The sequence below is a fragment of the Stenotrophomonas sp. genome (genome assembly GCF_032066555.1).
Taxonomy (GTDB): Bacteria; Pseudomonadota; Gammaproteobacteria; order Xanthomonadales; family Xanthomonadaceae; genus Stenotrophomonas.
On sequence record NZ_DAMBKV010000007.1, the window covers coordinates 1 to 12,891 of the forward strand.

A 12,891-nucleotide genomic window follows, 5' to 3' on the forward strand; every position below is an offset into this window, starting at 1 on the left:
CCAGCGAAAAGCTTGCCCTCACCCCAACCCCTCTCCCGTAAACGGGAGAGGGGCCAGAAAGGTAGTGCCGAGCCATGCTCGGCAGGGGCCTTGCCAGCGAAAAGCCGCCCTCACCCCAACCCCTCTCCCGTGAACGGGAGAGGGGCTTTAAGCGAAGCAGGGGCTTTAAGCGAAGCAGGAGCTTCAAGCCAAAGCCAAAGCTTCACGCCAAGCAGGCGCTACTTCCCGTTCCGATGCAGCCAGCGATAGAGCACCGGCAACACCAGCAAGGTCAGCAACGTGGACGAGACGATGCCACCGATGACGACAGTTGCCAGCGGCCGCTGCACTTCCGAACCCGCGCCTACGTTGAAGGCCATCGGCACGAAGCCCAGCGATGCCACCAAGGCAGTCATCAGCACCGGGCGCAAACGGCCCAGTGCGCCCTCGCGCACCGCCACATCCAGACTGCGGCCTTGCTCGCGCAGATGGCGGATGAAGCTGATCATCACCAGGCCATTGAGCACCGCCACACCAGACAGCGCGATGAAACCAACACCGGCCGAGATCGACAAGGGAATGCCGCGCAGCGCCAAGGCCAGCACGCCACCCGTCAAAGCCAAGGGCACACCGCTGAACACGATGCTGGCATCACGCGCCGAACCGAAGGCCCAGAACAACAAGGCGAAGATCAGCAGCAAGGTCACCGGCACCACCACCGCCAGACGCTGGCTGGCCGAAATCAGCTGCTCGAAGCTGCCGCCGTATTCCACCCAGTAACCCGCCGGCACCTTCACCTGCGCGTCGATGGCCTGCTGCAGCTCGCTGACAAAGCCACCGAGGTCGCGATCACGCACATTGGCAGTAATCACGATGCGGCGCTTGCCGTTATCGCGGTTGATCTGGTTCGGGCCTTCACTGCTTTCAATCCGCGCCAACTCGCGCAACGGAACCGTACGTGCATCGCCGCTGCGCCAGCCCCCTGCACGACTGGATTCATCCGCACTGTCCTGTGCCAGCGCAGGCTCCAGCGACACCGGCAGATCGGCCAGTGCTGCCGGGTCCTGGCGGATGCTTTCCGGCAGGCGTACGACGATGTCGAAACGACGGTCACCCTCGAACAACTGCCCGGCCACACGCCCACCTACCGCGGTGGAAACGGTGGACTGCAGCTGGCCCGGGTTGAGCCCGTAGCCCGCCAAGGCCGCACGATTGGGCGTAACCGTCAGCAACGGCAAGCCATTGGTTTCCTCCAGCCGCACATCGGCCGCACCCGGCACCTTGTTGGCGACCGCGACAATGCGCTGACCGACCTGCGCCAGCGTTTCCATGTCATCACCAAACAGCATCACCGCCACGTCGGCACGCACGCCCGAGATCAGCTCGTTCATGCGCATCTGGATGGGCTGGGTGAACTCGTAGTTGTTACCCGGCAGCTCCTCCACTGCTGCCTCCAGCTCCGCCAGCAGCTGCGCACGCGGCTTGCGTGGGTCCGGCCACTGCTTGCGTGGTTTCATCATGATGAAGGTATCCGCGACCGAGGGCGGCATCGGGTCGGAGGCGACTTCCGGCGTGCCGATCTTGGAGAACACCTTTTCGACTTCCGGCAACTGCTGCAGGCGTGCTTCCACCTGTTTCTGCATGTTCACCGATTGCGTAAGGCTGGTGCCGGGAATGCGCATGGCGTGCATGGCGACATCACCTTCGTCGAGATTGGGCACGAACTCGCTGCCCAGCCGCGTTGCCAACAAGCCACAGCCAACCACCAGCACCAAGGCACCCGCAACCACCCAACGTCCACGTCGCATCACCCAGGCCAACAACGGCTCATAGCGCGCACGCAGCCACGCCATCAGACGGTTCTCCTTCTCTTCCACGCGGCCACCGAGGAACATCGCAATCGCCGCGAGCACGAAGGTCAACGACAGCAACATCGCACCGCTCAACGCCAGCACCACGGTGATCGCCATCGGGTGGAACATTTTTCCTTCGACGCCAGTGAGCGCAAAGATCGGCAGATAGACCGCGGTGATGATGCCCAGGCCGAACAGGCTGGGGCGGATAACCTCGGCGGTGGCACTGGCGGTTTCGGCGAAGCGTTCCTCACGGGTCATCGCCCGGCCCAGCGCATGGGTGCGCTCGCCGAAGCGGCGCAGGCAGTTCTCGATGATGATCACCGCGCCATCGACAATCAGGCCGAAGTCCAACGCACCAAGACTCATCAGGTTGGCGGAAACACCGCCACGCGCCATGCCGGTCAGGGTGAACAGCATCGCCAGCGGAATCACCGCGGCAGTGATCAGCGCGGCGCGGAAGTTGCCCAGCAACAGGAACAACACCACGATCACCAGCAAGGCGCCTTCCAGCAGGTTCTTGGCGACAGTCTGGATCGTGCGATCAACCAGCGCGGTGCGGTCGTAGCTGGCGGTGACGGTGACGCCTTCGGGCAGGCTGCGCTGCGCCTGTTCCAGCTTGGCCGCGGCGGCCTGTGCCACCTCGCGGCTGTTGGCGCCGACCAGCATCACCACCGTGCCCATCACCACCTCGTGGCCGTTCTGGGTGGCGGCACCGCTGCGCAGTTCCGGCCCTTCGGCCACGTCGGCCACGTCATGCACATGGATGGGCACGCCTTCGCGGCGGGCCAGCACGATGTTGCCGATCTCCTCCAACCCGGCCACCTGCCCGGGCACACGCACCAGGAACTGCTGGCCGTTACGCTCGATGTAACCGGCACCGATGTTCTGGTTATTGCCTTCCACCGCTTCAGCAACATCATCCAGGGTGAAGCCCAACGCACGCAGCTTGGCCGGATCCGGGGTGATGTGGATCTGCCGCTGATAGCCACCAATCGTATTGACCTCGGTGACGCCGGGCACGTTGCGCAGCTGCGGCCGCACCACCCAGTCCTGCAGCGTGCGCAGGTCGGTGGCGGTATAGGGCGAACCATCGGGCTTGCGTGCCTTGGGATCAGCGTCGATGGTGTACATGAAGATCTCGCCCAGGCCGGTGGCAATCGGCCCCAGCTGCGGATCCAAACCATCGGGCAGCTGCGACTTCACCTGCTGCAGGCGTTCGGCCACCTGCTGGCGCGCGAAGTACAGGTCGGTGCCGTCCTTGAACACCACCGTCACCTGCGACAAGCCGTAGCGTGACAGCGAGCGCACCTGTTCGAGCTTCGGCAGGCCGGCCATCACCGTTTCCACTGGATAGGTGATGCGTTGTTCCGTCTCCAGCGGAGAGTAGCCATCGGCGGCGGTGTTGATCTGCACCTGTACGTTGGTGATGTCGGGCGTGGCGTCGATGGACAGGCGGGTGAAGCTCCAGCTGCCGATCGCGATCAAGGCCAGGGTAAGCACCATCATCATCCAGCGATGGGCGATGGCGCTGCGGATGATGCGCTCAAGCATGGCGGCACCCTCCAACTTGCATGCACTGGTCAATGTTCATGCGCGGCCCCCGCCTTGCCGATGTCGGCCTTGACCACATAGCTCTGCTCGACCACGACCTGCTCGCCAACGCGCAGGCCGTCCTTGACCTCGACCTTGCCGGCATCGCGTGCGCCCAGCACCACCGGGCGGGCGGTATAGGTGTCGCCATCACGCACAAACACCACCTCGCGGCCTTCCATGGTCTGCAGTGCGGAAAGCGGCACGACCACCGCTGCCGGCTGCATTGCCACCACGATGCGCGCCTTCACCGCCGCACCGGGCCGCCACAGGCCATCGTCATTGCGCACGCTGGCACGGGCCACGGTGCTCTGGCTTGCAGTGGCGGTGCCGGGCAGCACGCGCTCCAGCGTGGTGCTCTGGCTGACGCCATCGGTCATGCGGGTGACCGTGACCGGCACGCCGGCGGTGATGTGCTGGGTGTCGTTGCCGAAGATATGCAGGTCCACCCACAGCTCGGACAGGTCGCCGATCTCGAACAGCGGGGTGCCCTCGCCCGCGACCGCGCCCACCTGTGCCTGCCGCGACAGCACCACGCCGCTGATTGGCGCGCTGATGCTGTAGGTGGTCAGGCTGAGATTGCTGTCGATGCTGGCCAGGGTCTGGCCGGCGCTGACGCGATCGCCCACATTGGCCCGCAGCGAACGGATCGGGCCGGGGAAGCGCGCCATCACCTGCGCCACCCGCCCATCCACCGGCGTCAGCAGGCCCTGCACCTCATGCTCGTCGGCGATGGTGCCGGCCTGCGCGGCGGCGCTGCGGATGCCGGCCTGCTCGGCCATGGCAGCCTTGATGGTGGTGCGGTCAGCATCCGCTTTCTCGCCCGCGTCATGGGCGTGGTCGTCAGCTTCGCCACCTTTTTCTTCATCGTGGTCATGGCCCGCTTCTTCTGCTGCGCCAGCGCTGGCTTCAGGCGCCGGCTTTGTACCGCAGCCGACCAGCAGCAGACTCATTGCCAGTACGCCGGCAGCGACAACATTGATCGGACGGCTCATCCTGCGTTCTCCACGGCAACGGTTGCATCGGTGGCCAGCATTCCCTGGCCGGTGAGGCGCTGGATCTCGATCAGCGCGGTCTGTGCAGCAATAGCGGCGTCCAACTGGCGCTGGCGCGATTCAATGCGCATCGCCTGCAGCTGCGCCCACTCCATATAGCTGGCAGCACCGGCGCGCCATGCCTGCTCGGCGGCGCGCTCGGCCTTCTGCAACTGCGGCAGCACGTCAGCCTGCATGCGCTGTACTTCAAGGCGTGCGGTGACATAGCGCCCGTGTGCCTCGGCCAGGGTGGCGTACAACTGTTGCTGGCGGGCCTGGCGTTGATACGGCAGCAGGGCAAGATCCGCCTCGGCCTCGCGGATTTCCGGCGCGGCGCGGCGAGCGCTGCCGAGCGGGATGCTGAAGCCGCCGACCAGCGAGGTGGCGTTGTCGGCGCGGCTGTTGCGCACGCCCACCTGCCAGTTCCAATCCGGACGGCTGCGGGTGCGCACCAGTTGCAGCTGCGCCTCGCGGATACGTTGCTCGCCCAGCAGTTCGGCCAGCTCCGGTGCGCGTTGCAGATCGTCATTGAGCGATGCGAAATCACGCAGTGCCGGCAGTTGCAGCGCATCGCCACTCACCGCCTTGAAGTCAGGCGTACGCGCACCCCACAAAGCGGCCAGCGACAGCCGCGCTGCGCTGACTTCTTCGATGGCACGATCGCGATCCAGTTCCGCCTGCGCCAGCATCGCCTGCGCGGTGAACAGCACCGACTCTGGCGAAGCGCCTGCCTGCAACCGCAGGCGCGCGGCGGAAACCGCGCGGCGACGCTGCTCGATATCGGTATTGGCGATCTGCAGTGCTGCTTGCGCCTGTGCCACCGCGAGGTAACGGCGTGCGGTTTCGGCGAGCAGATCGAGGCGTGCGGTGGCGCGTTGCGGCGCCAGTGCATCGATATTGGCCTGGGCCAGCATGCGGCGCGCATCGAGCTTGTCGCCGCGCTCCAGCACACCGGACAGACTGACGGTGGCTTCGGCGCCCTGCACGCCGCGGGTATCACCGCTGCCGAGCAGGTTCTCCAGTTCCACGCCCAGCTGCATGGGCGGGCGCAGCAACGCGGCGTCGCGGCGGGCTTCAAGTACAGGACGCTGCGCATCGATCAGACGCAGCTCAGGGTGATCAAGGGCAACGCGGACGATGGCATCGTTCAGCGTCAACGGCACAGCAGACGCCGGCACCTGCGCATACGCGCGCGGCACCAGCGCAAAGGCGACAACAGCCGCCAGGCGCATCCACATGGGTTTCTCCAGATAGCAGGTTCAGACGTGGGGACCGGCCAAGGGGCCGGGACGTCAGACGGCTATCGGGGGGCGGAACAGGCTCTCGGTCGGGTGCGTGACCGCTTGCGTGCCGAGGATGGGCACAGCCTGCTGTGCAGGCGGTGATGCCACGATCCAGGCGGGAGTGACAGTTGGCAGCACGCCGCCGTGACCGTGGCAGTCCACGCAGTGCACCAAGGCATGCAGCAGGGCGTTGGCACTGTCCTCGGCATCCGGGGCCGTGGCCAGCTTGCTGTCGTCGTGCTCGTGCACGTCGGCACCGATGTCGGTGTGCGCCAGCATGTGGATGTCGGTCAGTGCTGCGGCCAGCGAAGTGCCGAATACGCCAAGGCCAACCAGCGCCAGCATCAGCAGGCGTAGCAGGTGGAGGCGACGGTGGCGCAGGGCGTGCAGCATCGGCGCAGGTTAGCCGGTGCTCGATGGGTTACACAATCGCAGTGTGGTTGCGGCGGTTCAGCTGTGCGCTGTTGCCCCTCCCCTTTGGCGTAGCCAAGGGGGAGGCTGGGAGGGGGTGGCTTTGCTTGTTGCGGTTGCACCTGCGGTGCTCCCCCTCTCCCCAACCCCTCTCCCGCGAGGGGAGAGGGGCTACAGCTGCAATTACAGACGGTGCTTGCGCTCGCAGTGTTCTAAAGCCCCTCTCCCCTTGCGGGAGAGGGGTTGGGGAGAGGGGTGGCTTTGGCTTTGGCTTTGGCTTATCGCCTGGGATTTCTGCCAAGAGCACCCCTCCCCGACCCTCCCCTGCGCGTTGCGCAAGGGAGGGGGCAAGGCTTTACTTCGCCGCCTTACGCTCGGCGATGTAAGCGTTGATCTGCTGCTCCAGCACCGGCAGCGGCACCGAGCCCTGCTTGAGTACGGCGTCGTGGAAGCCCTTGATGTCGAACTTGTCGCCCAGTTCCTTCTCGGCCTGTGCGCGCAGCTTGACGATGGTGATCTCGCCCAGCTTGTAGCTCAGTGCCTGCGCCGGCCAGGAGATGTAGCGGTCCACTTCGGTGGTGACTTCGTGCTCGCTGAGCGCGGTGTGGTCACGCAGGTAGGCAATCGCGCGGTCGCGATCCCAACCGTAGTGGTGCACGCCGGTGTCGATCACCAGGCGGCAGGCACGCCACATTTCATAGGTCAGGCGGCCGAAGTCTTCGTATGGGGTCTGGTAGATGCCCATGTCGACGCCGAGCTTCTCGGTGTACAGGCCCCAGCCTTCGCCATAGGCCGAGATATACGCAGTGCGGCGGAACTCGGGCTGGCCGGTCTGCTCGGCGGCGAGTGCGCCCTGCAGGGCGTGGCCGGGGTCGGACTCATGCAGGGTCAGGGCCGGCAGGTTGTACAGCGGGCGCGCCGGCAGGTTGTAGGTATTGAGCCAGTAGGTGCCCATGCCGCCGCGGCCGGCGGTCCAGAACGGGGCGATATCCGGCGGCACCGGCACGATGGTGAAGCGCGCGCGCGGCAAGGTCATGTACTTGCCGATCACGCCGTCCACGCGCTTGGATATCCACGCTGCACGCCACAGCAGTTCGTCCGGCGTCTTGGCGTAGAACTGCGGGTCGGTACGCAGGAATTCGAGGAAGTCGGCGAAGCGGGTCTGCTCGCTCTTACCCTTGAAGCCCACCTTGTCGATGATGGCGTTCATTTCCTGCTGGATGCGATTCACCTCGGCCAGGCCCTGCGCATGGATCTGCTGCGGGCTCAGGTCCAGCGTGGTGTATTCGCGGATCTGCTGGCGGTAGAACTCCTTGCCGCCCGGCATTTTCTCGGCTGCCAGGGTGGTGCGCGACTGCGGCACGTATTCCTGCCGGTAGAAGGTCAGCAACTTGCCGAAGGCCGGCACCACACTGCCGCTGATGGCCTGCCTGGCATCGGCCTGCAGCTTGGCCTGCTCGGCCGCCGGAATGCTGCTGGGCAGCTTCTTCAGCGGCTCGTACAACGGCGACTCGGTCGGGTCCTTCAACTCGGCCACGGTCGAGATGGAGACGTCGCGGCCTTCCAGCACCGCGCGCGGCACGCTGAAGCCACGGGCAAGGCCGGCGCGCATATTGACCATCTGCTGGTCGAAGTAACGCGGCACATCATTCAAGCGCGCGATGTAGTTGCGGTAATCCTCCGCCGTCTTCATCTCGCGGCGGGCCATGAAACTCAGATTCGACCAGAACGAGGAATCCGAATTGAACGGCATCTCGTAGCTGCCCAGACGCACTTCATCGGCCAGGCTTTCGACCTGGTAGTGATAGATGGCGTAGTTGATCTGGTTTTCGGCCGAGAGCTTGCTCGGGTCGATGGCCTTGAGCTGGCCCAGCACCTCGTCCCATACCTTCAGGCGCGCCTGCTGTGCTTCGGCGCTGACGTCGGGCAGGCGCGTGCTGTTGGCCGGGGCGTCGCTGTCTTCGCTGGCTTCGCCGCCACCGGTCTGGCGCCAGGCCCACTCCTTCTCATAGATGGCCTTGAACTTGTCATCCAGCGATTGGGTGGCCAGCGTGGCCGGGGCCGACGGTGCGGCGGCAAAGGCCGGGGTGGCGCTCAGGCCAAGGGTGAGCAGCAGCGCAACGGTCAACGGCGATTTCACGATCGGTATTCCCCAGGTGGTTCATTCACCCCGATCATCGCATTGAAGCTGCCGCCCGACCTAGACGGATTCGGGCGGCAAACCGCCGGATTTGGGCACAGTCGCCGGCTCAGTGACCGGCTTTGTCGCGCTGCCAGCCACGGTGCTTGATATCCAGGCGCAGGCTGTAGAGCGCGGTGAACGCGGGGAACAGGTTCTGCACCACACCCACCGCATCCTGCTTGGACGAGAACAGGAAGTAGCTCAGCGTCATCAGGCTGCCGAGCACGCTCATGTACCAGAACAGGCGTGGGATCACCGGTTTGCCGGCGCGGCGCGAGGCGACGAACTGCACCAGCCAGCGGCCGCCGAACATCAACGCACCGGTCAGCCCGATCAGCTTCCACGGCGACATGTGCACGCCGGTCCACTCCAGCCACACCAGCGGTTGGTTCATGAAATCCATGCTCAGACCTCTTCCACCGCGGTGCGCTTGGAACGGGTGATCAACCAGGCCACGCCACGCAGGTCGCGGATGCCGACCAGCGCGCGGCCGAGGTTGTTGTACTTGGATACGCCAGCGGTGCGATGACGATGGTTGACCGGCACGCTCACCGTCTTCCAGCCGGCACGCTGCATCAGCGCCGGCAGGTAGCGGTGCATGTGGTCGAAGTACGGCAGGTCGAGGAAGGCGGCGCGCTCGAACAGCTTGATGCCGCAGCCGGTGTCCGGGGTGTCATCGCGCAGCATGCGCGCGCGGATGGCATTGGCCCACTTGCTGGCCCAGCGCTTGCTGCCCGAGTCCTGGCGGTTGACGCGCCAGCCGGCAAACAGCCGCACCTGCGCATCGGCCTTGGCGCGTGCAGCCAGCAGCTTGGGGATATCGGCCGGGTCGTTCTGGCCGTCGCCGTCGAGGGTGGCGATCCACGGCGCGCGCGCGGCCTTGACGCCGGTACGCACTGCCGTGCTCTGCCCGCTCTGGCTGACGTGGTGCAGCACCCGCAGCTCCGGGTTTGTCGCCTTCAGCGCCTGCAGCACCTGCAGGCTGTCGTCCTTGGAATTGTCGTCGACGTAGACGATCTCGAAATCGATCTGGCCACGTAATGCAGCGGTTATTTCATTGACCAGCGGCGCGACGTTGTCGCGTTCGTTGAAGACGGGAACAACCACCGAGAGGCTGGGCTGGTTCATTGCTGGTTCCGCAGGTTGTGCATTTGAAGAAAGGTCACGCATTTTCCAAAACTCAACTTAGCGGAAGGTGAGTCAGGCGCTTGACCCGAAGTAGTTGCGGCACCACTCCACCACCGGCGGCAGGCCCAGCTCGATCGGCGTGTTCGGCGCATAGCCGAACGCCGCCTGGGCGCGCGCGGTGTCGGCCATGGTTTCCACCATGTCGCCCGGCTGCATCGGCTTGTAGACCTTGTGCACCGGGAGCCCCGCGGCCGAGGCGATCACGTCGATGAAGTATTCCAGTTCCACCGGGGTGTGGTTGCCCAGGTTGAACACCTGGTGGGGTGTGGCCTGGGCGGAGGGATGCGACAGCGCCCCGAGGATACCGGCGACGATGTCGGAAACATGTGTGAAGTCACGCCGCATGTGGCCGTTGTTGAACACATCGATGCTGCGCCCGGCCAGCACCGCGCGCGCGAACAGCAGCGGCGCCATGTCCGGCCGGCCCCAAGGACCATAGACCGTGAAGAAACGCAGGCCGGTGGCCTTCAGGCCGTACAGCTGCGCGTAGGTATAGGCCATCAATTCGTTGGCGGCCTTGGTGGCCGCGTACAGCGAGCGCGGCTGGTCCACGCGCTGGTCTTCGGAGAACGGCGGCGTGGCCGAGTTGCCATACACCGAGCTGCTGGACGCATACACCAGGTGCTGCACGCCGCGGTGGCGGCACAGCTCCAGTATGTTGACGAAGCCGACCAGGTTGCTGTCGACGTAGGCGTGCGGGTTTTCCAGCGAATAGCGCACGCCGGCCTGCGCGGCCAGGTGGATCACCTGGGTCGGCTGGATTTCATCGAACAGCGCAGCCAGGCCGTCGCGGTCGGTGATGTCCAGCGCGCGCATATCCAGTTGCGGGCACAGCGCGACCACCCGATCGCGCTTGAGCTGCGGGTCGTAGTAGTCGTTGAAGTTATCCAACCCCACCACGCGCTCGCCGCGCGCCGCCAGGGCCTGGCAGGTATAGGCACCAATGAAGCCGGCCGCGCCGGTGACCAGTACCGTCATAGTGTCATCGGCTCCCGCGCCAGGGTGGCCTTGCGCTCCTTGCTGTAGACCCACCACGGCTGCGGTGCTTCGCCGCCCAGGAAACGGACGACGGACAGGAACACGTCGATCACGCAGGGATCGTGCACCACGCCGGTCTTCAGGCATAGCTGGGCGTACATATCGTAGGGATCGCGCCCGCGCAGGTGCGCGGGAACCCGGATCCCGATCAGACGGAGATCCTTTTCACAGGCCGGCCCGACATTCGGCAGGTCGGTCAGACGCAATAGATGATTGCGGTCGACCTTGGTGGGGTTCATTGCCTTGCATGCACCTCGTTGGGGAATGAAGTACGTCAGCCGTTCTGGCGGACGCGCAGCCGCTCCAGCACGCCGTCCAGCGTGTCCAGATCGGTGTAGTGGATGACCAGCTTGCCCTTGCCGCCACGGCCGTGGCTGATCGCCACCTTGGCGCCCAGCGACTCGGACAGCTCGGTCTCCAGCGATGCGATATCGGCCTGCGGCGCGCTCGGCGCCGGCTTGGCCTTGCGTGCACCCGGCACCTTGCCGGCGGCGAACTGCTGGGCGCGGTGTTCCACTTCGCGCACCGACCAGCCCTGCTCGGCGGCCTCTTCGGCCAGCTTGGTGGCCAGTTCCGGTGCCAGCGTCAGCAGCGCGCGGGCATGGCCCATTTCCAGGCGGCGGGTTTCCAGCAGCACGCGCACGCCGATCGGCAGATCGATCAGGCGCAGCAGGTTGGACACCGAGGCACGCGAGCGGCCAACCGCCTGCGCGGCTTCGGCATGGGTCAGCGAGAACTCGCTGACCAGGCGCGCCAATGCTTCGGCTTCCTCCAGCGGGTTGAGGTCTTCGCGCTGGATGTTCTCGATCAGCGCCATCGCGATGACGGTGCGGTCTTCCAGCTCGCGCACCACCACCGGCACTTCGTCCAGCCCGGCCAGGCGCGAAGCGCGCCAACGGCGTTCACCGGCGATGATTTCGTAGCTGCCGCCCTCGATCTGGCGCACCAGGATGGGCTGGATGATGCCCTGTGCCTTGATCGACTCGGCCAGTTCGGCCAGCTTGCCCTCGTCCATGTCGCGACGCGGCTGGTACTTGCCGGGTTGCAGCTGGTCGATGGGCAGCTTGCGCAGCACTTCGCCGGGTTGCGGCTCGGCGACGGCAGCGACGGTGACCGGGGTGACTGCGCCCTTCGGGCCCAGCAGGGCATCAAGACCACGGCCAAGACCGCGCTTCTTCGCTGCACTCATCAGACAGCCTCCACGGCCCGGGAGGGCTGCTTGCGTTCGTTGTTGCGACGGATGATCTCGCCGGCCAGGCCCAGGTAGGCCACGCCGCCGCGCGAGGCGCGGTCGTAGCCGACGATGCTCTGGCCATGGCTGGGCGCCTCGGCCAGGCGCACGTTGCGCGGCACGATGGTGCGGAACACGCGGTCGCCGAAGTACTCGGTGAGCTGCGCCGACACCGCATTGGCCAGGTTGTTGCGCACATCGAACATGGTGCGCAGCACGCCTTCGATTTCCAGCGCCGGGTTGAGGTTGATCTTCAGCGCATCGATGGTCTCGACCAGCGCGCTCAGGCCTTCCAGCGCGTAGTACTCGCACTGCATCGGCACGATCACCGAGTCGGCGGCGGCCAGCGCGTTCAGCGTCAGCAGCGACAGCGCCGGCGGGCAGTCGATCAGGATGTAGTCGTATTGATCGCGGATGGGTGCCAGCGCGCGCTTGAGGCGCTGTTCGCGTTCACCCTGGTCCATCAGCTGGATCTCGGCCGCGGTCAGGTCGATGTTGCCTGGCAGCAGGTCGAAGCCTTCCGGCGTGGTGACGCGCACTTCGGCGGCGGTGACCTCACCCAGCAGCAGGTCACAGGTGGACGCAGCCACCTCACGCTTGTCCACACCACTGCCCATGGTCGCGTTGCCCTGCGAGTCCAGGTCGACCAGCAGCACGCGCTTGGGCGCGGCGGCAAGGGAAGCAGCCAGATTGACAGCCGTCGTGGTCTTGCCGACGCCGCCTTTCTGGTTGGCGATGGCGATGATGCGAGCCATGCAGGAGAGCCTCGTTGGCGAAGTTGGACTGGTCATTATGGGGGTAGCGGCGCGCAGGCGGAAATCGGTTTCCGGGTTACGGGCGGCTTTGGGGCGGGAATGTGCCTCGATTTGCCCTGCTTTGGCCGTGCCCCCTCCCTTTGGCGCAGCCAAGGGGAGGGTTGGGGAGGGGTGGCTTTTGGCTTTGCTGGTAAAGCCCCTGCCGAGCATGGCTCGGCACTACCGCTTCAGCCCCCTCCCTTTGGCGAAGCCAAGGGGAGGGCTGGGGAGGGGCAGCTTTTGGCCTTGGCTGGTAAAGCCCCTGCCGAGCATGGCTCGGCACTACGCTTTAGCCCCTCTCCCGC

General features: G+C 65.7%; 11 protein-coding genes. All 11 read right to left on the reverse strand.

Annotated elements, in window-relative coordinates; all coding sequences use genetic code 11:
• Window positions 1–218 precede the first annotated feature (218 nt).
• The 11 genes from RT131_RS10315 to RT131_RS10365 all read right to left on the reverse strand — a co-directional run bounded on the left by RT131_RS10315 (window position 219) and on the right by RT131_RS10365 (window position 12,547).
• Window positions 219–3,386: a CusA/CzcA family heavy metal efflux RND transporter gene (locus tag RT131_RS10315; protein WP_313172680.1), complete on the reverse strand. Its 3,168-nt coding sequence runs from the start codon at window positions 3,384–3,386 to the stop codon at window positions 219–221.
• A gap of 29 nt (window positions 3,387–3,415) precedes the next feature.
• Window positions 3,416–4,420 (reverse strand): efflux RND transporter periplasmic adaptor subunit, encoded by a 1,005-nt coding sequence (locus tag RT131_RS10320; protein WP_313172683.1) that lies wholly within the window; start codon window positions 4,418–4,420, stop codon window positions 3,416–3,418.
• Entirely contained in the window at window positions 4,417–5,697 is a 1,281-nt protein-coding gene (locus tag RT131_RS10325) for a TolC family protein (RefSeq protein WP_313172686.1), read from the reverse strand. The genes RT131_RS10320 and RT131_RS10325 overlap by 4 nt, the downstream gene beginning before the upstream one ends.
• 54 nt (window positions 5,698–5,751) lie before the next feature.
• On the reverse strand, window positions 5,752–6,135 hold the full coding sequence (locus RT131_RS10330; RefSeq protein ID WP_313172688.1) for a hypothetical protein: 384 nt from the start codon (window positions 6,133–6,135) through the stop codon (window positions 5,752–5,754).
• Between the two features lie 373 nt (window positions 6,136–6,508).
• A complete protein-coding gene (locus RT131_RS10335; RefSeq protein ID WP_313172690.1) occupies window positions 6,509–8,293 on the reverse strand; it encodes a DUF885 family protein in 1,785 nt (594 codons plus the stop codon).
• A 109-nt stretch (window positions 8,294–8,402) separates the two neighbouring features.
• Window positions 8,403–8,744, reverse strand: coding sequence for a lipid-A-disaccharide synthase N-terminal domain-containing protein (locus RT131_RS10340; RefSeq protein ID WP_282270077.1), 342 nt, complete (start codon window positions 8,742–8,744; stop codon window positions 8,403–8,405).
• Window positions 8,741–9,463, reverse strand: coding sequence for a glycosyltransferase family 2 protein (locus RT131_RS10345; protein WP_303748259.1), 723 nt, complete (start codon window positions 9,461–9,463; stop codon window positions 8,741–8,743). The genes RT131_RS10340 and RT131_RS10345 overlap by 4 nt, the downstream gene beginning before the upstream one ends.
• A gap of 72 nt (window positions 9,464–9,535) precedes the next feature.
• A complete protein-coding gene (locus RT131_RS10350; RefSeq protein ID WP_313172692.1) occupies window positions 9,536–10,501 on the reverse strand; it encodes an NAD-dependent epimerase/dehydratase family protein in 966 nt (321 codons plus the stop codon).
• Entirely contained in the window at window positions 10,498–10,800 is a 303-nt protein-coding gene (locus tag RT131_RS10355; protein WP_313172694.1) for a helix-hairpin-helix domain-containing protein, read from the reverse strand. The genes RT131_RS10350 and RT131_RS10355 overlap by 4 nt, the downstream gene beginning before the upstream one ends.
• A gap of 35 nt (window positions 10,801–10,835) precedes the next feature.
• Complete coding sequence (locus tag RT131_RS10360; RefSeq protein WP_313172696.1) at window positions 10,836–11,750, reverse strand: ParB/RepB/Spo0J family partition protein; 915 nt, start codon at window positions 11,748–11,750, stop codon at window positions 10,836–10,838.
• Window positions 11,750–12,547: a ParA family protein gene (locus RT131_RS10365; protein WP_282270048.1), complete on the reverse strand. Its 798-nt coding sequence runs from the start codon at window positions 12,545–12,547 to the stop codon at window positions 11,750–11,752. Before RT131_RS10365 ends, RT131_RS10360 begins: the two co-directional genes overlap by 1 nt.
• Between the last annotated feature and the right edge of the window lie 344 nt (window positions 12,548–12,891).